Here is a 20145-nt window from a genome sequence, read left to right as displayed (position 1 = left end):
ATTATTTCCAGTCCTCATCCCGTTCCTTTTTGCAGCTATTTTATTGTTTTTCCCTAAAAAAGTGAGAGCTCAGAGAATAACTGTGATGATTGGACTCTTGTTGGCACTGGCATCCGCAATAGTGCTATTAATAAAAGTAAAATCAGATGGCGTTCAAACCCTTACATTAGGTAGTTGGGCTCCCCCTTTTGGCATTACGATGGTATCGGATATGCTCTCTGTATTATTAGTGACATCTTCTCTTATCATTGCTCTGTTCGTAGTATGGTACAGTTTTACTTCCATCGGAGAAGACCGAGAGAAAGCATTTTACTATCCAGCAATTATGTTCATGTTAACTGGAGTAAACGGTGCTTTTACAACCGGAGATATTTTCAATATGTTCGTTTTCTTTGAAGTACTGTTAATGTCCTCTTATGTACTCATTGTTTTAGGTGGAGAAAAAGCTCAGTTAAAAGAATCTATTAAATACATACTCGTGAATATTGTTTCCTCTTCGCTTTTTGTAATTACAGTAGGGTACTTATATTCTGTAGTCGGTACGTTGAATATGGCTGATATTTCGATTAAACTTGCGGAAATAGGACAAGCAGGAATTATCACTGTGATCGCTGTACTTTTTCTTATCGTGTTTGGTATTAAAGGGGCTATCTTCCCTCTATTCTTTTGGTTACCAGGATCATATGCAGCTCCCCCAATTCCAATACTCACTCTTTTTGGGGCGTTATTAACTAAAGTAGGCGTTTATGCCATTATACGGACGTATACATTGTTCTTCACAACTGATGTGGGCTTTACACATGAATTACTCATGATTATTTCTATCATCACAATTATAGCAGGTTGTATAGGTGCACTAGCATACTTCGATGTAAAACAAATTATTATTTACAATATTGTAATTGCAGTTGGAGTTATATTATTTGGAGCATCTATAATGAATGAAAATGGGATGCTTGGTTCTATATTTTATTTAATCCATGATATTTTAATAAAAGGTGCACTGTTTTTATTAATCGGTATAGTTATCAAAATTACCGGCACATCCGATTTACGTAAAATGGGTGGACTTATGAAGCGTTACCCTGCATTAGCATGGAGCTATCTAGTTGCAGCATTTGGACTAGCTGGTATTCCTCCTCTAAGTGGTTTTATAGGAAAACTTTTAATTGTCCAAGGGGGATTTGAAGGTGAACATACTTGGCAAAGTATTTTCATCCTTGCTTCTAGCTTGATTGTGTTACTTTCTGTTATGCGTATTTTCATCTATGCATTTTGGGGTGAAGAGAAAGTTGTGCAGAAGCTTAATCCGAAAATGTATCGTCATTTATTAACCCCAGCGGTTTGTTTAGTAGCTATCACAGTTTTATATGGGGTTGGTTCAGAATATATTATCCCTTTTATGAAGGACGCTACAACAGTATTACTAAACCCTTCCGTTTATACGGATGCCGTATTTAAAGGGGTGAAATAATGGCTTTTCAAATATTATTAAATGTTGTAATCGCATTAACTTGGATGTTTTTATCCGTTTCATTTAAACCCACAACATTTATCATTGGTTATTTACTTGGAATATTAATGTTATGGATGCTACGAAAATCTTTTTCTTCTAGATTTTATTTGGATAGAATTTGGGCAGTTATTAAACTAACTATATTATTCCTAAAAGAACTAACATTATCAAATATTTCCGTTTTACTCTTGATCATTAAACCGAAGATGCCAATACGCCCCGCTATATTTGCAATGCCTACTGTTCTTGAAAAAGACTGGGAAATTACACTTTTGTCCAGTCTTATCACACTAACACCAGGCACAATTGTAATTGATATCTCGGATGATAATAAAACCCTTTATATTCATACTATTGATTTTGAAAACGCAGATGATGCGATCAATTCAATCAAAGATACATTTGAAAAGGCAATTTTGGAGGTGAGCAAATCATGACGACCTTTTTTGGGGTAATTGTTGTACTTATAGGTATATCGCTGTTAGGCTTCTTATATCGCCTTGTGAAGGGACCTTCAACTCCTGACCGAGTAATAGCCTTAGATGCTATTGGAGTTGGTATTATATCTTTAATCGGGCTCATTTCCATACTCTTTGATACTGGATATTTTTTAGATGTCATTTTGCTCCTAGCGATTCTTTCCTTCATTGGAACAGTTGCTTTTTCTAAATTCACGGAGAAGGGAGTAATTATTCAACGTGACCGTAATAGCTAATATTTTAATCATTGCTACTATTTCTTTTGGAACTATCTTTATCCTTGTAACTGCCATTGGATTAATAAGACTTCCAGATGCATATTCACGCGCACATGCAGCATCCAAAAGTGCAACTCTTGGTGTTATGAGTATATTACTCGGAGTGTTTTTTCACTTTTGGTTAATTGAAGGTAGTTTTAACTCACGCATTTTGTTAGGAATAGTCTTCCTTTTTGTCACTGGACCAGTTGGTGGACATATGATGGGAAGAGCTGCTTATTTATCTGGTGTGAAAATGTGGGATAAATCCGTACGAGATGATCTTGCTGAAGTTGTGAAGAAAAAAAGAGAACTTGAAAAATAATAAAGCTTTTGCAATCCGCAAAAATCCGCGGTTGCAAAAGCTTTTTGTTTTTTTTAATAAAATCCTCCATAATACGGATATGGATATGCGTAAGGATATGGTGGGTAATATGGATATCCTCCGTATCCGTATCCTCCGTATCCGTATCCTGGGTAACCGAACCCTCCAATTAACGAAGAACCTACAAGACCTCCTACTAAGCCCCCTACAAATGGACTTCCGAAGCCTCCAAAGAATGGTCCTCCAAAGCCTCCAAACCGGCCAAAACCGGGACCTCTGAAACCTCCAAAACCACGACCTCTAAAACCGCCAAAACCGGGACCTCTAAAACCTCCCCGAAATCTTACCATGCTTCTCCTCCTTTCCCCTCAGTGTATGCTACTGGGGAAAGTGAGTCTGTGCGTTTGCCCTATTCTTCGTCTGCCATTCTTTCGATCAGTGTTGCAAGTGTACGGACCATAACACCTGTACCCCCTTTAGGGCCAAAATCATGGGGAGATTTTGTATCAGATGTTCCAGCGATATCTAAATGAATCCATGGTGTATTTTCAACGAATTCTCCTACAAAACCACCACCGAAAATCATATGACCATCTCCACCAGGTGAATTGTTAAGATCGGCTACATCACTTTTACGAATACGTTTTTTATCATTTTCTGTTAAAGGCAATCTCCAAGTAAATTCTCCTGTTTCAATGGAAGACTCCATAAACATTTCAAAAAACGCTTCATTATTTGTAAGGGCACCAGTTTTATCGTAACCAAGTGCAGTAATAACGCCGCCTGTAAGTGTAGCAACATCTACTATATAGTCAGCACCTTGTTGTTTAGCATAAGTTACTGCATCTGCAAGAACTAAACGTCCTTCTGCATCCGTGTTTAAAATTTCAATCGTTTTACCACTCATAGAAGTAATGACATCGTCTGGTTTAAAAGCATTCCCAGAAATCATATTGTCGGTAGATGCAATAACCGCAAGTACGTTTTTGTTTGGACGGAGCTCCCCAATTATTTGCATAGCTCCAAGGACTGCAGCAGCACCGCCCATGTCGCCTTTCATACCGACAATACCTGTTTTTGTTTTAATAGAGTAGCCTCCAGTATCGAATGTAATTCCTTTACCGACAAGAGCTACTACATCTTCCCATTTTTCGGTTGCTTGATACTTCAAGACAATTAATCGAGGTTCTTCAACAGATCCTTGATTGACGGCAAGAAGAGCACCCATACCTAGTTCTTCAATTTCCTTTTTACCTAATATCTCGGTCTCAAATTCATATGTATTGCCAAGTTCTCTTGCGTATTCTCCTAATTGGGTGGAGGTTAGGACGTTACCTGGTGTATTCACTAATATTCTAGCTTCATTTACAGCATCTGCATAAATTGTTCCTACTTCAAAATAAGAAACCACTTCGTCCTCATCTTCATTTGTTAATAATTCAATTGCTGGTAAATAATAATCTGGCACATTAGAAGTTGTTTTGTATCCTTCATATGTGAAAGAACCCATACCAATTCCCTCCGCTGCCAAATAAGCTACATCTGCTTCAGAAATAGATTCTGTTGTGAATGAAGAAACCCAAATTGCTAAAGATTCAGGCTTGCTTGATAAAAGTTCTTTCCCAACAAGACCAAAAATTTCACGAACGCTTTCTTGTGATAATTGTTTCCGATCTCCAATACCAACAAAGAGAATTCTTTTTACAGCATCTTTATTTGCAACAGGTACTTTCACAATTTTTTTAAGATCTGAAGAAATGTCCCCATCTTTTACCCAGTCCATAATATGTGAACCAAAGCATTCTAAAAGATCGTTCCAATTGCTTGTATTTTCTACGTGTTTAGAAACAGCAACTACTATCGTTTCCGACTGAACTTCCTCGAACAAAACAGCATTAGTGCTAATAATCATTCTTTTTCCTCCTTGAAATTCGAATACATATTAATTATATAGGAAGAAGATACATTTTTCGAATAGTATGAATGTGTTATACTAGTCTTACTTAAAGTTTAAGATGAAAGGCGGTGTCTACTTTGGCAATCCTCCAAAACACTCCATTATGGGCTGCACTTTTTTCTATTTTCTTTGCTCAATTTGTAAAGATTCCGATTCATTTTTTAATGACAAAGAAATTAGACTGGAAATTATTCACTTCTACTGGTGGAATGCCTAGTTCTCACTCAGCAGCTGTAACTTCCCTTTGTACTGCAATTGCATTTGAAGCTGGGCTAGATTCCCCACTTTTCGCGGTGGCTACTGTTTTTGCAGTAATCGTTATGTTTGATGCAACTGGTGTCCGTTTTCAAGCAGGCCAACAAGCAATAATCATCAATCAAATGCGTGCAGATTTTCAAACATTTGTTGAACAAACAAAAGGATGGGCACAAAAGAAAAACGAAGAAAAGATGAAAGAACTAAAAACCTTGCTTGGTCATAAACCAATCGAAGTTCTAATGGGAGCACTCACTGGTATTGCAATTTCAATTGTAATATATAACACTTTAGTATAAAAAATTCGCAAGTCCACTTTAAAGCGCAATTTTTGCTATAGTATTTAAAAAGAAATTTGGCTAGGAAAGTGACTGCGTCACTTCCTTAGCCTTTTTCGGTTATACTCTGACGGTGTATGCTCTCGTATCAGTCGAAATTGCTCTCGTTTCCGTCGAGATTGCTCTCGTCTATTTTAAGATATAGCACAAAAAAAGAAAAAGGATAACCCATTAAATGAGTTATCCTTTCTCTTTTAAAACATTTGATATCCATTTTTTCGAAGATATTTCATTACAAAACCGGCTGCAATTGCTCCCACTAATCCACTAGATAAAATGATGATATCTGCAGCATGTAGAGAAACAATTTTATGCCCTAAAGCAGAAAAAGCAGTTCCTGTTTTCGTAAAGTAATCAAAAAAGCGTACCTCATCAATAATGAGTATTACAACTAATGGATAAAGTACAGCCATAAACCAAGTCATTCGTAATAGCATATTCAATAAGAAGGCAATTCCGAAAAACATTACAAAAAATATAAGAACTGAAAGTATCATTTGTACGATCATAAAGTCCATAATCTATTACCTCCGTAGCATCTTTAAATAGTTTACCTTAACGGAGGCTAGTATTCAACGTACTTGTTCGATTTCACTTATTTGTCATAATCAAATATCTCTCGGCATTTTGCCTCAGTCCGTGCATGTTACTGAATTAGGTTAACATCCCTTTTTCCTGATCCATTACAACGACCACACGTTTCAGATCCTCCTAATCTTAGTTGGAAATAACCTTTACCCTTACAGTAAGGGCAATACTTTAGATTTGTTTCTTTTTTTAATTCCATTTAAACGCCTCCTCATATTTTTAATATTCAGATAATATATCATATTATTTATTTATTGTAAATATGAAAAGTGGTTGATGTGTCTTTTTTTCAATATTTTCTTGTTGATTAAATACTTTAAATGGAACTTGTCTTCACCGTTTCAAGAGAGCTTTGAACGAAACATTAACTACATTAGTACCGTTAGAGTAATAGATCGTAAAATGACTTAGTCACTTCACGATCCTTTTATCCGGTAATATGCGGATGTTTGTCCGTCGCCAGCTTGAATTATTATGGTGCGTTTGGTTTCGGTAATGATGTTTATCGTACTCCAGTAAATTAATTTATGCTTCGGTAAATTGCTCCTACTTCCCAATAATGTTCATAGAAAAGTTAAAAGAATAGTTTATAGCTACTATAACCAAATACATCTCCTGGGTTAATACCTTCCATTGTTTCAAAACCATCTGCTATTTTCTTTTGAGCCAGTTCTTGAATCAAGACTGAAGCATCTTCATCTACACGTAATTCATCTGGATGTATCCATTTTACTTCATATAGTTCTGAAAGTTGTGCTTGTATAATTGGGTCTTTTTCGGTTGGTGTAAGTAGAAAAATTGCCATGTTGTCACTGATTTTATTGCGTATGACACCACTTCTAAAACCAATCATGCTAACCACTTTACAATCTACCCCTGTTTCCTCTTTCACTTCCCTAAGTACAGCCTCATCTACTGTTTCATCTTTGTTTACAAATCCCGCTGGAAATGACCAGCGTCCATGAAGTCCACCGTATCTTTTTTTTACAACTAGCCATTCTCCACGATCATTTACGATTAATCCAGCTACCCCTAACCAAATACTCCCTCTATCCTCTCTTGCCATATAAAAAACTCCTTTAAAAAAGCTCTCCCTGTAATTATATATACAGAGAGAGCTTAACGTTATTAATAGAAATTATAAAGAAAACTTACCTTTTTTCAACACAAGAGGAACTCCACCGATCATGTATAAAGCACGGTTATCGATAACTTTTTTCATGATAGATGCTTTCGTTCCCGTAATTTTTTTACCCATTACATCACCAATTGCATCATGTTCTCCTAGTGAGCATACTGTACCTTTTAGAGCAGGAACAAATTCTTCTGTTTCATTCCCTTTCATTAGTGCAACAATATTTTTTGCAACAGTAACTGCTTGTTGCATTGCAATTTGTGCTGTTGGAGGATATGGACGGTTAGCTTCTTCATTGATCATAAGTGCACAGTCACCAACGATGAATACATCTGGGAAACCAGGAGCACGCATATCTTTATCTACTTTTACACGTGCGCGCATATTTTCAATGCCTGAAGATTCGATTAGGCGATTTCCTCGAACTCCAGCAGCCCATACAACAGTACCAGCTTTGATAAATTCAAATTCTTCTTCGCCTTTTTTAATTTTAACACCTTCTGGAGTTGCTTCTACTACCGGTGTACCGATAGAGAATTCAATACCTTTAGACTCTAGTTGTCTTACAGCATATTCTACTAATTCAGGATCAAATCCTGGAAGTACCATTGGAGCAGCTTCAACGCAAACTACGCGAACTTTTTCTTTTGGTACATCATATTCTTTACAAAGTTCAGGAATTCGATTTCCTAGTTCACCTAAAAACTCAATACCTGAGAATCCAGCTCCACCAACAACGATTGTTAAGCGGCTATCATCATGCGTTTCTTCCGTTGACCATGTTGCAAATTGATATTCAATATGATCACGAATTTGACGAGCAGCATTTACGTTAGCAATTGAAAGTGCATATTTGTCTAAGCCAGTAATTCCGAAAGTTTCTCCTTCAAAGCCTAATCCAATTACTAAGTAGTCATATGTAAATTCACCAGCACTAGTTGTAATTTTTTTTGTATTTACATCAATTGCATCAACCGTTGCTTTTACAAATTTAACTTTGCTAGAATTAATAACATCTTTTACATCATATCTAACTTGGTCAGGACGTAATGTACCAGCAGAAGCTTCATGCAACCATGTAGATTCATAATGGTAATCATTTTTGTTTACTAGAATAATATCTGCCTCATCAGTACCTACTATTTTTTGAAGGTTAACTACTGTAGATAATCCACCGTATCCTGCACCTAATACTAGAATTGTTGGTCTTTTCACGAAGATCGCAACCACCTTTAATATATTTTTTAGCAGACCTACATAATCGTATCTCACCATGCAAGCCATGTTCTTTGTCATATTTACGACAAAAATCTCTTACTTCCTATATTAGACCTTTTATCACATGATTTCAATACATTGTTAAGGTATTATTAAGGTTTGAATTTACTGATAACTCCACATGAAATAATTATTATGTCCACTTAAGGTTAACAGCTCTCTGGCGTACCTTCTTTTTTAGCCGTTCTAAACGAAGAACCACATCCGCAAGAAGCGATGGCGTTGGGATTATCGATGGTAAATCCGCCACCCATTAAAGATTCTTTATAATCTATTGATGTTCCATTTAAGATAGATGCATCTTCTGTAGAAACTAATATATCGATACCATGTTGGTGAAGTTCTATATCATCTTCTTGTTTTTCTTTTTCAAAACTCATTCCGTAAGAAAGACCGCTACATCCACCACCATTAACTGCAACACGAAGCATAGAGCCTTCTTCTTCATTATGCTTCATCATTTCTTTTACGCGGTAAGCTGCCGCTTCAGATAGTATCACAACTTCTGTCATCTGAATCACCATTCCTTCTTTTTTTATATCATATCAATGTTTTGACCCTGTAGACAAGGAAAACTACTTTACAAAATTTGTGACATCAGGTGGAGTCATTTAGTTCTTTAATATTTGTGTAATGAAGATAATTACTTAGCAATCGACAATGTAATCAAGTATAATAGAACTAGTTAGTAACTGGGCGAAAAGAGGTTTAATAATGGAATTATCTCCTTATTATCAAAAAGATATTGAATGTTTGCATTGCAAAAAGAAATTTAAAACGACGAAAGTACGATCTAAGTTTGTTAAAGTGGAATCAACTGAAACTGACTTTCAACCTATCTATCAAAACAAAGATATAAACCCACTACTCTATAATGTATTCGTCTGTGAGTATTGTGGCTTTTCATTTACAGATGATTTCACAAAATATTTTGCCCCCGGCGTGAAAGAAATAATTCAGGAAGGGGTTGCAAGTAAATGGATTCCTCACTCTTTAGGTAATGAAAGATCTATAGACGAAGGTATAATGGCATATAAATTAGGTATTCACTGTGGCTCATTAAAAAAAGAGAAATTTATTAATTTAGCTGGATTAGCACTACGCACTGCCTGGTTATATCGACTACAAAATAAGGAAGAACAAGAAACAAGATTCATGGAAATAGCACGTGATCGTTATGCTGATTCCTATTCAAATGACGATTATAATGGAACACAGATGTCAGAAATTCGTGTGCTCTACTTGATAGCTGAATTGTCTAGAAGAATTGGTGATATGGAATATGCTACACGATATTTTTCTAAAGTAATTGAAAAACAAAGTACGTCCATTGAGCCAAAAATAATTGAAATGGCAAAAGAACGTTGGCAAGAAATACGCGAGAACAAAGAAAAAGAAGCCCTTCGTTAAGGCTTCTTTTTCATCAAATAAAACATTAACTATGGACAATGTAATTTTTATAGCTAAACCCGAATTAAAATACTTGTTCTACTTCTATTATTCCTGGAACTTCTTCCAACAGCGCACGTTCAATACCTGCTTTTAAAGTAATCGTTGAACTTGGGCAGCTTCCACAAGCTCCTAAAAGGCGTAGTTTTACAATACCGTCTTCAACATCTACAAGTTCACAGTCTCCACCATCACGTAGTAAAAATGGGCGTAATTTATCTAAAACTTCTTGAACTTGTTCATTAATTGTATCTGTCATATCTATCGACTCCTTTCACTATAATCATTATAATGTGAAGTAAGGAAAAAATCCAATAAAGAATTCGAAGGAGATCTTCTAATATGGGCACTCAAGCATTAAATATTGAAATTTATGGAGCAGACATAATGTGCGCCAGTTGCGTAAATGCACCGTCCTCTAAGGATACATACGAATGGCTGCAAGCAGCTATCGACCGAAAATTTCCAAATCACCAAGTAACATTCACTTATATCGATATCGAACAACCAATTGAGAATGAAAAACACCAAGACATTGCAAACCGAATTGCCGATGACGAATATTTTTACCCACTTGTCATGATTAATGATGATGTCATTGGCGAAGGCTATATTCAATTAAAGCCAGTATATGCTGCACTTGAGAAATATGGGTATGTGAGTGAGACTGAATGATTATAAGATTTATAGATTGACCGATTGTTATGACTAATTACCGATAACTTTTTTGCATAAAGAAAAGCGCAAGCGTCCTTAAGTGCATCTTGTCTTCACAAATTCCTGAGTGCTTTGGACGAAACATTTACTACACTATTAACGAAGTCTTTTACGGAGGATCTGGAAGTGACTGCGTCACTTCCAGATTCTCCTTTTTTCGGTAATCTTGTGGCGGTTGTTTATCCGTCGCCCTCTTGGAATTTGTAAGGACATGATGCGTTTGGTTTGGATAATTAGTGAAAAAATACTTTCCTACTAGGTTGAAAAATGGACGAAGATACAATTTCGTCCGCTCTTGCCTTCTCTATCAATGGATACTATCTAATTTTCTCGAGTACACCTACTCTAAGCACCAACTAATTAAAGTCGATATACTGTAAATGGAAAACTGAAGCCTGACGATTACAAGATGGCATGATCACTACGTTCACTTAAACTAGTTCTATCCTCTTAGCGATAGCTGGGCTAAATCTTCTTGTTAGGTAGTACTCACTTAATGGATTGCAGTGAAAGGTGGCGACTCCAGACGGAGGCAAACAGGATGTTGGTCACGAAGGCGTTGCCACACGATGTGGCGCTCTTAGCCTTCGTTCCTCGGAGACAGATGAACCATCACAACGAACGCGTAGCGGCGGTGATGGTTCATTGCTCACCCCGCGGAAAGTGTCCACCTGAAACGGAAATCCGCGGTATTATTTAATTCTTTAAAGTACTATGAACACTGTTTTCACAGGACGATAATGAATATACATTCGTATCTTTCATGAAAAGCGCAAGCGTCCTTTAAGAACATCCTGTCCTCTCCGTTTCCAGTGTAAATTGGACGATACATTAGCTACACAATTACCAGGGAACTTCTCCATACATTTTTCCGGTAATCTCTCTAAAAAAGCTCCGAAACGCTTATTAAATAAACGTTTCGAAGCTTTTTTAACCATTATGACGCTTATACATCCAAAGCAATCCAGACTTCATTAATCTTGCAATACGACCTGTAACAGAAATATCCGCTAAGTAAGCAAAACCTTGTTTCTTCCCAAGAGATCCCATGAAACCTTTTAGCTTAATCTCTGGCATTTTTTCTGGTAGAGGTATGTTTTTCCAACGGGCTTGCAATACTTTTACGATTTGTTCCGCCTGTTCTTCTGCAAGTTGAGCACTCGGTGCAAACGGAAGTGAAGCACAATCGCCGACTACGAATACATTTTCATATCCAGGTAAATCATGATATTGCGTTAAGATAACTCGACCAGTACTATCTTTTTCACCTGGTAATGCGCGGACCGGAGCAGCTGGCTGAATCCCTGCTGTCCAAACGACAACATCCACAGGAATAATTTCCTCGTGATTGTATAACTTATTTGTCTCAACTTTTGTTATATTCGAGTTACTCACAATTTCTACATCATTTGAATCGAACCATTTTTTTACATAATTACTTAAACGCTCTGGAAAGTCTCTTAATACACGAGGACTGCGGTCAAATAATTTAATTCTTAAATCTGGACGACTTTCACGAAGCTCACTCGCAAGCTCGATTCCACTTAGTCCAGCTCCAACAATTCCTACTACAGAACCGGATGGTAAACCGCCTAGCTTGCTGTAAGTATCACGAGAACGTCCAATCGTCTGAATACTATAAGTAAATTCATCCGCACCAGGTACTCCGTGATATTTATCCTCGCAACCAAGACCGATTATTAAGTCATCGTATTGAACTGATTGTCCATCAGCTAATAATACTTCTTTACTATCCACATCAATTTCTAGAATTTCACCATATTTTATCGTTAATTTTTGGTTTTCAGGAAATGCCACACGGATTTCATTATCTGGAGATGTTCCAGCTGCCAACGCATAAAATTCTGTCTTTAAACTATGAAATGGTGTTCGGTCTATTAATGTGATTTCTACATCATCTGGCAAATTGTTTGGCAATAGACGAAGTAAAACTCGCATATTACCATATCCTCCACCTAACAATACTAATTTTCGCATAATATTCTCCCTCAACTTTCAATGTCTATTCAAATTATAAATGATTGTGATGGTTTTCACAATAAGACTTCTACATTGACGAATGAATTAAAATGGAGTAGCATGACGGAGTAATGAGGTGACAGCTATGAATCCAATGGTTGAATTTTGTGTAAGCAACCTTGCAAATGGTTCTCAAGAAGCATTTGACATTTTGGAACAAGATCCTGACTTAGATGTATTAGACTATGGTTGTTTAAGTTATTGCTCGCTGTGTTCCGAAACTTTTTTCGCTATTGTTAATGGTGAAGTTGTGGAAGCAGAAACGCCAAGTGAACTTGTAAAAAACATATATAAATACATCGAGGAAAATCCTTTATTTTAAAAGACTGCAATGAAAAACTGCAGTCTTTTTACTTTATCCATTCACTTAGTGATTCCAATAGATACGTTGGTTTCTCCAACTGTTGCTGAACAATTTCTGTTGGAGTGACTCCACTATTTACATGGGCTGTATGAATCCCCATATGAATTCCTGTTAATATATCAGTATCGTAATTGTCCCCAATCATAACCATTTCATCTTTATTAAAGCCATATTTTTTTTGAATAAGTTCTAACATAAACGGTTGGGGTTTCCCCATAAACAGGGCTTCCATACCTGTAGAGTGTTCTACTAATTTTGTGAAAGCTCCATTTCCTGGAAGAAATCCCCTCTCACTAGGAAAAGCATGGTCACTATTTGTAGATAAAAACGCAGCTCCTGCACGCACCGAAAGACAGGCATTGGCAAGTTTTTCATAAGTAATATGATGATCAATTCCCATCACAACGACTTCAGCTAAACCCTCTGTACACTCAATTTTTTTCAATTCTAATGCTTCTTGCAACCCATTTTCTCCAATCATAAATACAGACTTTCCGTTGTAGTGTTCACTAATATAATTAGCAGCTGCAATAGATGAAGAGATAATATGATCTTCTTTTGTATGGATATCCATGAGCGATAACTTTTGCTGTAATTGCTGTTGCGTCATGGAAGAATTGTTCGTTACAAAGAAAGGGTCAATTCCATTCCTTTGTAAAAAGTGAACAAATTCAACTGCTTCTTTTATTGGAGTCTTCCCTTTATATACTGTGCCATCTAAATCTAAACAGTATGCCTTATAATTTAACATTTGAGTCCTCTGGTAAAAAAGCAGAAACCGGACCTAATTCATTCACTATATAACTTTCCACCATTTTCGGAAATTGTTTCAGATAAGAAAGATTAGAGATTAATACTTCCATTAGTTGCGAATGATTGATGGAATGAAAATCACGGACAAGTACTTTTCTGTAATCAATTACTTCTTTTAAAGGAGCATCCATTTCCATTGTTATTACCTTTTCATCTGTCAAAATGTCTATAATATCATCGTATCCACCTGGATCCCGCATGATAAAACCGTCAATCATTGAATTACCTATATCTATAATGGACTCAATCATATTTTGACCTATCCGTTCTAGCGCTAGCTTAGATATATCATCCAGATTCCAGTCTGTTTTTTCTTCTAGTAATGCAATTAAAGCATCCATATGAGCAATAGTAGTTTTTATTTTTTTTCGATCCACAAAATACATCGAAATGCCTCCTAATTTTTGTTCGGTTGATATTAACTTCCATTCTATAGTACCATAATTAAAGGGTAGGAAGGAGTGTTACAAAGTGGAACGATTTTTCTTATATGATGATGTAGAGGATACAAAAACAAGATTCGTTGGTTTTACAGGAGAATCTCAACGCTATGATTTAGCTATAGTTCAAAGTTCTCGCTTTTTTGGAAAAGTACTCGTAATGGATATCCAATATGGACGTGCTGCTATATTAGGACCAGATGATTTAGAAGAACCAGGCTATCTAGAACATATTTATAATAGAACTGAAGTGGAAGCTGGGGAATTAAGAGATTACTTAAGAGAATTGTTAAATTAAAAAAGTAAAAGTTACTTTTAATTGTATCTAGTCTTTATTATTCCCAGATTTTTTTGGACGAAACATCAGCTACACTATAACACTTGATTTCATGCAACGTGAAGAGAATGCGTCACTTGGCGGGGGTTTGTCGGTCGCCATCATGGAATATATAAATAGAGTATCCATATGGTTTGGTTAATGAGAGATAAGATGGCTTTCTTACTCTTTTAAAGGCGGACGAAGATACAATTTCGTCCGCTCAGTACTTCTTTATCAATGGACACTATCTATTTTTTTAGGTTCCACTTGCCATATAGATAATAACTAAAATTTACCAGCATTTTTTCTGGTAAGCATATTATCTTTATTAATTGCACTGTTGAATGGAGCGGAAGGCGGCGACTCCAGCGGGAAAAGCGTGTCCAGGTGAGACCCCACAGCGAAGCGAGGAGGCTCACGGACCGCCCGCGGAAAGCGTCCGCCTGCAGCGGAAATCAACCAGTTCATAGCATAAAAAACCTTTAGCAAATCATAACTGATTCTGCTCAAGGTTTTCTTGTTCTAATTCATCTGTTTCAACTGGCACTATTTTTGGTGCAACACCAGTTTTCTTCACTAAAAAGTATGCACATCCAAAATTACAATATTCATACAAGTAATCTTTCATTGTACTTATTTTTGTATCAAATGTAGCTTTATTATTTCGATCCTCAAAAAAACCTTTTAAACGAAGTTGGTTGTAACCCCAGTCTCCCATAATATAGTCGTATTTTGAAAGGATTTCACTATATCTTTCTAGAAAAGCTTCTTCATTAAATGCTTCGCGATAATCCTCGATAACTTCATACGTGTATCCTTCTGCAATAATCACTCAATCACCATCCATTAGCTTTTTTGAGTAACTAGTAGTTCTTCACCTTGAGCTTGTCTTTGCTTCGCAGCAGCATTCACTTGTTCATCTGCATGATAACTACTTCTTACAAGTGGACCTGCTTCACAATGTGAGAATCCTTTACTCATTGCTATTTCACGTAATTCACCAAACTCTGATGGTGAATAATATTTTAGAACTGGTAGATGTTTTTTCGTTGGTTGTAAATACTGACCAATCGTCATAATGTCTACGTTATTTGCACGTAAATCATCCATAACTTCTAATATTTCTTCATGTGTTTCTCCTAAACCCAACATTAAAGAAGATTTAGTTGGAATAGTTGGTTGCATTTCTTTTGCACGACGTAATAATTCAAGAGAACGATCGTATTTTGCTCTTGCACGAACTCTTGGTGTTAAGCGTCGAACAGTTTCAATATTATGATTCAAAATATCTGGTTTCGCATCCATAATGTTGCGGATATTTTGTTCAATTCCACCCATATCAGAAGGTAAAACTTCAATCGTTGTAAATGGATTTTTACGGCGAATCGCACGAATAGTTTCCGCAAATACTTCTGAACCGCCGTCTTTAAGATCATCACGAGCAACTGCAGTAACTACTACATGCTTTAAGTTCATAATAACGACTGAATCTGCAACGCGTTCGGGTTCTGCTAAATCCAGCTCAGTTGGAAGACCTGTTTTGACTGCACAAAAACGACATGCTCGCGTACAAACTGCTCCAAGAATCATGAAAGTAGCTGTTCGACGTGATCCCCAGCACTCATGAATATTTGGACATCTTGCTTCTTCACAAACTGTATGTAAATTATTTTCACGCATTAACTTTTTTAGACCTTTATAGTCTTCATTTGTATTTAATTTTATTTTTAACCAATCAGGCTTACGTTGATGCTCTGTTTTCGTTGGTTTACACGATGTCATAATTTTTTCGACCCCATTCTTAAAAAACTTACTACACTGATGTCAATGTAACATATTATTTAATTTCAAACAACCTTATCCGCTCTTGTTTTCACATAGAAAAACAGGGCATCTGAAACGCCCCGTCTAATTGTTTGGATTATTCAAAGGTACTTCCACCGAAGGACGTGGCCCTTCACCTTTAGTATAAAAATTCGGAACCTGCCCTTGAACTAATCCCATTGCTACTGGGATTGTTTGCTCGACAACGCTCATTTTACTTGCAAGTGGCACAATAATTTGGACACTTACTTTTATTTTAATGTTTATTTCTACTAAGGCACTATTAATTCCGAAATTTGTAATGTTCGATTCGACAGTGGATTGGACACTTCCTATAACATGAAATCTTATGGGTATTTTTGGCCCTAGGTTACCGATAAGGGGAATATTCATAGCTTCCGCTAATGGAACATAAAACACCACTCCACCTTTGTCTTCCATTGCATGCTCATCATATTCAATATCATCTAGGTAAGGTAAACTAGATAGGTTTCCTTTTTCTGCTTGCTCTAAATGAGATTGCACTAAGCTATTTATTTCTGAGAGTATACGAGTAATACTATCCGTATCAATCTTAATGGTCTGCATATTTTTGTTTTCAGACGGAACCTCATCCATAATTTCATTTATATTTTGTACATTAGAGGTTCTCGAACTAACCGCTTTACTAATAACCATAGACGCAATTTTATTCGTTTGTACTTCCGCATATTCTAAGAAAGTAGGTGTTAACCTACCATTGACCCAATATAATAAACCCCCTATAGAAAGCATAAAACAAGTCAAGAAAATGGCCAATTTACGCTGCGTTGTTAAAAATTTAAAACGCCTTTTTTTTCGATAAAACAGAAAAAATCCCCCTAATTACTTATATGTAATAGAAGGATTTTTTATGTGAATTACCTTATGGATTCTTGTTGTTTTCCATACCATTTCATAACATCTCGAATGAACTCTGGCATAAAATATTGTTTGTTTGCAAATTTAAATGATGGGAAAAAATAACCAAAAGTAAACATATCTAATGTTGCAAGCGTATATGTCTTTTCTAACTGTAAAATTTCTCCTTTTACATAAACGTCACCATTTTCTTGTTCCGTTAATTCTTCAAATTGCATCGCACCCAAATATTTACCTCTAAATCCTAAACCTTTTACTTCTAAACGTGGCCATGTTTCATTTTTGGATATATGAATCGTTTCTAACAATTCAGCACCTGTTAACGTGATAACACACGGATTAATTGGATGGGGCAAAAGTTTATGTAAATCACTAGCATTAATACTCCCTTTAGGTAAATCCGTTAAGAAAATTCCCGCAGGAAACATTGCACAATCAGCCCCTGTAAATGCTAATAATGCTTTTCCAAAGAACACGGACATATTGGAGGAATGGAACCAATCCTTATTTAAGAATGTAGAATTTTGAAAGATTGGATACGCTAAATTTTTGTTTCCTATATGCTCCCACAATTCTATTTGCTCTAAATAATTTACAGGCTTATCAAGTTCTTCAATAGGAAATAGCTTTGCCTTTTTAGTGACAATCCCTTTAATATCATGGTCATAGACTAATGTTACTTGACCTACAAATGCTCCATATTTTCCTGCTGCAGCTTGAAGTGTTTCATTCACTATTTTTCCTTCTTCAAAATAGTGATGGGTATGTGAACCAAAGATGACATCTATTTGCGGAATTTGTTCAGAAATTAATTCGTCTTGTGTTATTCCTAAATGGGACATACACAGGATAATATCCACTTTGCTCTGAATTTCCACACATACTTCTTTTAATCGATTTATCGGATTCTGAATATGCCATCCCAATTTTTCATAATAAAAACCAAAATCAGCTGTAGCAGCTACAATCCCTATTCGAATACCAGAAGAAGTTAGATGAATTTTATATGGCAACATCCATGAGGGAACTTCCCTATTTTGATTTGTAAAATTGGAGACAATGACTTCAAAATTCGCATCCACATAAAGATTTTCTAATTCCTCATGGCTTAATGTGATTCCTTCGTTATTGCCGATTGTAACATAATCATAACTGGCATTATTTAGTAACTCTACATTCCCTCTACCAAATGTTCCCTCTGTGAAAATATTGGATCGATCAATATGATCACCGATATCTAATATTAGACATGTTTCATGTAAAGCTCGTTTTTCGGAGAGAAACTTATGAATAGTCGGCCAGTTTTCTAAATGACTATGCAAATCATTCGTATGATAAATTTGAATTGTTTCTCTCAACATACTCCCACCTTTTTATTTTACATAAGTCCCGCTATTATAGATCTTACTCCTAATAGCAGTAATACAATGCGAAGTGCTACCACTAATGTCTCTGAATTGAGCTTTTTATTTAAATTTGCTCCAAATTTAGCACCAATATACGCAGCTGGGATAACGGGTATTGTATAAAGCCATGGAACGTTTCCTAAAGAAACATGGGTAATTGAATTGATAATGGATGATAAAAACACCATAAACATAGACGTTGCAACAGCCACATGGGGAGGAAATAGAAATAATAAAATCATTGCAGGGACAATGATAGAACCCCCTCCAATCCCAAATAAACCGGATGCAAAACCAACTGCAAATGTTAACAGCAAGGCAAACCAAATTGGAAACCCGTACACATATGTATCTTTATCATCCGTAAAAGTTCTTTTCTTTCCATTTTCCACAAACCATTTAACCGGCTTTAGTCGATTACGTACAAGCAATAGAGTAGACAAAACGATTAGTAGAATCCCAAAGTATAAATTAAAAGATGGTAAATCAAGCCCTTTATTTACCCAAGCCCCAAGAATTGTTCCAGGTATACTTCCCATAAAAAAAATAAATCCACTCTTAAAATCTACCGTTTTTGTTTTCATATAAGATAAGGTTGAAGAAAGACCAGTGAAAATCATCATTACGACTGAAAGCCCTACTACACTTTGAGGAGTAATATTAGGTATTAACCCAAGAGTTGTACCGAAAAATAAAACAGCTGGAACTAAGATTACGCCTCCACCTAGGCCAACTAATGCTCCAACAACTCCTGAGAAAAGTCCTGCAACTGCTAATAGAAACCATTCCATTAAATTAAATCCCTCCGTCAAATAAGTCTAATTGTTTTGGAGACAAACCTTTATATTCAATTCCAAGCATTTGTTGAAATGCTTTTGCATTTTTCGCAGCGTGCCCTCCAGAGTTATTATTGAATAAAACTACTACTTCTTTTGCTTGTTTTTCTAACTGCTCGCAATCTTTTTGAATTGCTAAAAGTTCTTCTTTATTATAGTCATACAAATAGCGAACTTCTCTCCATTTTTCATTATTTCCTGGGTTAATCCATCCATATGTATTTCGTCCATGTAACCTTACAAGCACCTTATCTGTTGTTGCTATTGGCACTAGAGGGACACAACCAGCTCCAACTTGAGGTTCGTCACAAACTGTATGATGAAAAGAGTGTGATTTCAAGAAATCAATAGTATCACTTTTTACCTCAGGAGAATACCAAGATTGATGCCTGAACTCAATCGCTACTTCAAAGTCCCTCAACTCTTCTCTTACTCTTAAAAGATAATCTACATTTTCTTTTTCACATTGAAACCATGGCGGAAATTGTACTAAAACCATGGATAGCTTTCCTACCTCTTTAAATGGAATAATTGATTGTCGGTATATTTCAAACATTTCCTTCGGAGAATTAAAAGGTGATTCCCCACGAAGATGACCAGTTATTTCCTGATAAGCCTTTACTACAAATTGAAAATTGTCAGGTGTTTCTTTCAACCATTTTAACGTATTCTTTAATGGTTGAATGGCATAAAATGATGCATCTAACTCAACAACTGGGAAATGGGAACTATAGTCCCGAAGTTTCTCTTTTTTAGATGAGGTATATAAATCCGGGTGATCTCCCCAACCCGTTAAACCAATTTTAATCAATGGATTCACCCCGCTTTTTATACAATCGTAACATATCATTGCTTCTATACAAATCAAAACACTAACATAAAAAGGCAACAGGAATGAAATTTTCATTC

At 36.0% G+C, this 20145-nt stretch carries 26 protein-coding genes; 9 read left to right on the top strand and 17 right to left on the bottom strand.

Features of this window, described 5'->3' with window-relative positions; genetic code table 11:
- Window positions 1–43 precede the first annotated feature (43 nt).
- Genes ACTSKG_RS19190 through mnhG form a run of 4 tightly spaced genes read left to right on the top strand, consistent with a single transcriptional unit; the run spans window position 44 to window position 2577 of the window.
- Window positions 44–1474, top strand: a complete 1431-nt coding sequence (locus ACTSKG_RS19190) for a Na+/H+ antiporter subunit D (RefSeq protein WP_464758072.1) — start codon at window positions 44–46, stop codon at window positions 1472–1474.
- Window positions 1474–1953, top strand: coding sequence for a Na+/H+ antiporter subunit E (locus ACTSKG_RS19185; protein WP_464756119.1), 480 nt, complete (start codon window positions 1474–1476; stop codon window positions 1951–1953). Before ACTSKG_RS19190 ends, ACTSKG_RS19185 begins: the two co-directional genes overlap by 1 nt.
- The gene (locus ACTSKG_RS19180; protein ID WP_387585770.1) at window positions 1950–2231 is read left to right on the top strand and encodes a Na(+)/H(+) antiporter subunit F1; all 282 of its coding nucleotides are present in this window, start codon (window positions 1950–1952) and stop codon (window positions 2229–2231) included. Before ACTSKG_RS19185 ends, ACTSKG_RS19180 begins: the two co-directional genes overlap by 4 nt.
- On the top strand, window positions 2215–2577 hold the full coding sequence (gene mnhG, locus ACTSKG_RS19175; protein WP_464756118.1) for a monovalent cation/H(+) antiporter subunit G: 363 nt from the start codon (window positions 2215–2217) through the stop codon (window positions 2575–2577). Before ACTSKG_RS19180 ends, mnhG begins: the two co-directional genes overlap by 17 nt.
- Window positions 2578–2630: 53 nt before the next feature.
- On the opposite strand, the gene ACTSKG_RS19170 is transcribed toward mnhG, so the two are convergent.
- Both ACTSKG_RS19170 and ACTSKG_RS19165 read right to left on the bottom strand, forming a co-directional pair.
- A complete protein-coding gene (locus ACTSKG_RS19170) occupies window positions 2631–2927 on the bottom strand; it encodes a hypothetical protein (protein WP_464756117.1) in 297 nt (98 codons plus the stop codon).
- A 59-nt stretch (window positions 2928–2986) separates the two neighbouring features.
- On the bottom strand, window positions 2987–4489 hold the full coding sequence (locus tag ACTSKG_RS19165) for a leucyl aminopeptidase (protein WP_464756116.1): 1503 nt from the start codon (window positions 4487–4489) through the stop codon (window positions 2987–2989).
- 122 nt (window positions 4490–4611) lie between these two features.
- Between ACTSKG_RS19165 and ACTSKG_RS19160 the strand changes: the two genes are divergently transcribed.
- Window positions 4612–5088, top strand: a complete 477-nt coding sequence (locus ACTSKG_RS19160) for a divergent PAP2 family protein (protein WP_464756115.1) — start codon at window positions 4612–4614, stop codon at window positions 5086–5088.
- Between the two features lie 233 nt (window positions 5089–5321).
- Here the strand turns inward: ACTSKG_RS19160 and ACTSKG_RS19155 are convergent, their stop codons facing one another.
- The 5 genes from ACTSKG_RS19155 to ACTSKG_RS19135 form a co-directional block, all read right to left on the bottom strand.
- Window positions 5322–5645 (bottom strand): YuiB family protein, encoded by a 324-nt coding sequence (locus ACTSKG_RS19155; protein ID WP_387585779.1) that lies wholly within the window; start codon window positions 5643–5645, stop codon window positions 5322–5324.
- A gap of 128 nt (window positions 5646–5773) precedes the next feature.
- Window positions 5774–5914 carry a YuiA family protein gene (locus ACTSKG_RS19150; protein WP_464756114.1) on the bottom strand — a complete coding sequence of 47 codons (141 nt, stop codon included), beginning with the start codon at window positions 5912–5914 and terminating at the stop codon, window positions 5774–5776.
- 375 nt (window positions 5915–6289) lie between these two features.
- A complete protein-coding gene (locus ACTSKG_RS19145; protein WP_464756113.1) occupies window positions 6290–6781 on the bottom strand; it encodes an NUDIX domain-containing protein in 492 nt (163 codons plus the stop codon).
- A 72-nt stretch (window positions 6782–6853) separates the two neighbouring features.
- Window positions 6854–8065, bottom strand: a complete 1212-nt coding sequence (locus tag ACTSKG_RS19140; RefSeq protein WP_464756112.1) for an NAD(P)/FAD-dependent oxidoreductase — start codon at window positions 8063–8065, stop codon at window positions 6854–6856.
- 212 nt (window positions 8066–8277) lie between these two features.
- Complete coding sequence (locus tag ACTSKG_RS19135; protein WP_464756111.1) at window positions 8278–8640, bottom strand: HesB/IscA family protein; 363 nt, start codon at window positions 8638–8640, stop codon at window positions 8278–8280.
- 202 nt (window positions 8641–8842) lie between these two features.
- Here ACTSKG_RS19135 and ACTSKG_RS19130 point away from each other — a divergent pair, with 202 nt between their 5' ends.
- Complete coding sequence (locus tag ACTSKG_RS19130) at window positions 8843–9538, top strand: DUF2225 domain-containing protein (RefSeq protein ID WP_464756110.1); 696 nt, start codon at window positions 8843–8845, stop codon at window positions 9536–9538.
- A gap of 64 nt (window positions 9539–9602) precedes the next feature.
- On the opposite strand, the gene ACTSKG_RS19125 is transcribed toward ACTSKG_RS19130, so the two are convergent.
- Window positions 9603–9836, bottom strand: coding sequence for a NifU family protein (locus ACTSKG_RS19125; protein WP_387585788.1), 234 nt, complete (start codon window positions 9834–9836; stop codon window positions 9603–9605).
- An 83-nt stretch (window positions 9837–9919) separates the two neighbouring features.
- Here ACTSKG_RS19125 and ACTSKG_RS19120 point away from each other — a divergent pair, with 83 nt between their 5' ends.
- Complete coding sequence (locus ACTSKG_RS19120) at window positions 9920–10252, top strand: YuzD family protein (protein WP_464756109.1); 333 nt, start codon at window positions 9920–9922, stop codon at window positions 10250–10252.
- A gap of 972 nt (window positions 10253–11224) precedes the next feature.
- On the opposite strand, the gene ACTSKG_RS19115 is transcribed toward ACTSKG_RS19120, so the two are convergent.
- On the bottom strand, window positions 11225–12292 hold the full coding sequence (locus ACTSKG_RS19115; protein WP_464756108.1) for an NAD(P)/FAD-dependent oxidoreductase: 1068 nt from the start codon (window positions 12290–12292) through the stop codon (window positions 11225–11227).
- A gap of 127 nt (window positions 12293–12419) precedes the next feature.
- Between ACTSKG_RS19115 and ACTSKG_RS19110 the strand changes: the two genes are divergently transcribed.
- Window positions 12420–12656, top strand: coding sequence for a YuzB family protein (locus ACTSKG_RS19110; protein WP_464758071.1), 237 nt, complete (start codon window positions 12420–12422; stop codon window positions 12654–12656).
- Between the two features lie 28 nt (window positions 12657–12684).
- Here ACTSKG_RS19110 and ACTSKG_RS19105 read toward each other — a convergent pair whose 3' ends face one another.
- Together ACTSKG_RS19105 and ACTSKG_RS19100 are read right to left on the bottom strand one after the other, a co-directional pair.
- Window positions 12685–13449, bottom strand: coding sequence for a TIGR01457 family HAD-type hydrolase (locus tag ACTSKG_RS19105; protein ID WP_464756106.1), 765 nt, complete (start codon window positions 13447–13449; stop codon window positions 12685–12687).
- Window positions 13436–13897, bottom strand: a complete 462-nt coding sequence (locus ACTSKG_RS19100; RefSeq protein ID WP_464756105.1) for a DUF86 domain-containing protein — start codon at window positions 13895–13897, stop codon at window positions 13436–13438. Before ACTSKG_RS19100 ends, ACTSKG_RS19105 begins: the two co-directional genes overlap by 14 nt.
- A gap of 85 nt (window positions 13898–13982) precedes the next feature.
- Here ACTSKG_RS19100 and ACTSKG_RS19095 point away from each other — a divergent pair, with 85 nt between their 5' ends.
- The gene (locus ACTSKG_RS19095; protein WP_464756104.1) at window positions 13983–14249 is read left to right on the top strand and encodes a DUF3055 domain-containing protein; all 267 of its coding nucleotides are present in this window, start codon (window positions 13983–13985) and stop codon (window positions 14247–14249) included.
- Window positions 14250–14760: 511 nt separating this feature from the next.
- Here ACTSKG_RS19095 and ACTSKG_RS19090 read toward each other — a convergent pair.
- From ACTSKG_RS19090 to ACTSKG_RS19065, 6 genes are all read right to left on the bottom strand, one after another.
- Entirely contained in the window at window positions 14761–15102 is a 342-nt protein-coding gene (locus ACTSKG_RS19090; RefSeq protein ID WP_464756103.1) for a YutD family protein, read from the bottom strand.
- 14 nt (window positions 15103–15116) lie between these two features.
- Window positions 15117–16052, bottom strand: a complete 936-nt coding sequence (gene lipA / locus ACTSKG_RS19085) for a lipoyl synthase (protein ID WP_464756102.1) — start codon at window positions 16050–16052, stop codon at window positions 15117–15119.
- Window positions 16053–16178: 126 nt separating this feature from the next.
- Window positions 16179–16892 (bottom strand): sporulation protein YunB, encoded by a 714-nt coding sequence (gene yunB, locus ACTSKG_RS19080; RefSeq protein ID WP_464756101.1) that lies wholly within the window; start codon window positions 16890–16892, stop codon window positions 16179–16181.
- 101 nt (window positions 16893–16993) lie between these two features.
- Complete coding sequence (locus ACTSKG_RS19075; protein WP_464756100.1) at window positions 16994–18352, bottom strand: bifunctional metallophosphatase/5'-nucleotidase; 1359 nt, start codon at window positions 18350–18352, stop codon at window positions 16994–16996.
- A 20-nt stretch (window positions 18353–18372) separates the two neighbouring features.
- Window positions 18373–19191 carry a sulfite exporter TauE/SafE family protein gene (locus tag ACTSKG_RS19070; RefSeq protein WP_464756099.1) on the bottom strand — a complete coding sequence of 273 codons (819 nt, stop codon included), beginning with the start codon at window positions 19189–19191 and terminating at the stop codon, window positions 18373–18375.
- Between the two features lie 4 nt (window positions 19192–19195).
- Complete coding sequence (locus ACTSKG_RS19065) at window positions 19196–20047, bottom strand: DUF72 domain-containing protein (RefSeq protein WP_464758070.1); 852 nt, start codon at window positions 20045–20047, stop codon at window positions 19196–19198.
- Window positions 20048–20145 lie beyond the last annotated feature (98 nt).

Source organism: Psychrobacillus syltrankelensis, from assembly GCF_055454035.1.
The sequence above is the reverse complement of the archived record's forward strand: the minus strand, read 5'-3'. Positions and strand labels throughout refer to the sequence as shown.

Excerpts from the sequence above, each read along its gene's own strand:
- ACTSKG_RS19185 (WP_464756119.1), top strand. The coding sequence starts at position 1,474 with ATGGCTTTTCAAATATTATTAAATGTTGTAATCGCATTAACTTGGATG.
- ACTSKG_RS19180 (WP_387585770.1), top strand. The coding sequence starts at position 1,950 with ATGACGACCTTTTTTGGGGTAATTGTTGTACTTATAGGTATATCGCTG.
- ACTSKG_RS19170 (WP_464756117.1), bottom strand. The coding sequence starts at position 2,927 with ATGGTAAGATTTCGGGGAGGTTTTAGAGGTCCCGGTTTTGGCGGTTTT.
- ACTSKG_RS19165 (WP_464756116.1), bottom strand. The coding sequence starts at position 4,489 with ATGATTATTAGCACTAATGCTGTTTTGTTCGAGGAAGTTCAGTCGGAA.
- ACTSKG_RS19155 (WP_387585779.1), bottom strand. The coding sequence starts at position 5,645 with ATGGACTTTATGATCGTACAAATGATACTTTCAGTTCTTATATTTTTT.
- ACTSKG_RS19150 (WP_464756114.1), bottom strand. The coding sequence starts at position 5,914 with ATGGAATTAAAAAAAGAAACAAATCTAAAGTATTGCCCTTACTGTAAG.
- ACTSKG_RS19145 (WP_464756113.1), bottom strand. The coding sequence starts at position 6,781 with ATGGCAAGAGAGGATAGAGGGAGTATTTGGTTAGGGGTAGCTGGATTA.
- ACTSKG_RS19135 (WP_464756111.1), bottom strand. The coding sequence starts at position 8,640 with ATGACAGAAGTTGTGATACTATCTGAAGCGGCAGCTTACCGCGTAAAA.
- ACTSKG_RS19130 (WP_464756110.1), top strand. The coding sequence starts at position 8,843 with ATGGAATTATCTCCTTATTATCAAAAAGATATTGAATGTTTGCATTGC.
- ACTSKG_RS19125 (WP_387585788.1), bottom strand. The coding sequence starts at position 9,836 with ATGACAGATACAATTAATGAACAAGTTCAAGAAGTTTTAGATAAATTA.
- ACTSKG_RS19120 (WP_464756109.1), top strand. The coding sequence starts at position 9,920 with ATGGGCACTCAAGCATTAAATATTGAAATTTATGGAGCAGACATAATG.
- ACTSKG_RS19115 (WP_464756108.1), bottom strand. The coding sequence starts at position 12,292 with ATGCGAAAATTAGTATTGTTAGGTGGAGGATATGGTAATATGCGAGTT.
- ACTSKG_RS19110 (WP_464758071.1), top strand. The coding sequence starts at position 12,420 with ATGAATCCAATGGTTGAATTTTGTGTAAGCAACCTTGCAAATGGTTCT.
- ACTSKG_RS19105 (WP_464756106.1), bottom strand. The coding sequence starts at position 13,449 with ATGTTAAATTATAAGGCATACTGTTTAGATTTAGATGGCACAGTATAT.
- ACTSKG_RS19100 (WP_464756105.1), bottom strand. The coding sequence starts at position 13,897 with ATGTATTTTGTGGATCGAAAAAAAATAAAAACTACTATTGCTCATATG.
- lipA (WP_464756102.1), bottom strand. The coding sequence starts at position 16,052 with ATGACATCGTGTAAACCAACGAAAACAGAGCATCAACGTAAGCCTGAT.
- ACTSKG_RS19070 (WP_464756099.1), bottom strand. The coding sequence starts at position 19,191 with ATGGAATGGTTTCTATTAGCAGTTGCAGGACTTTTCTCAGGAGTTGTT.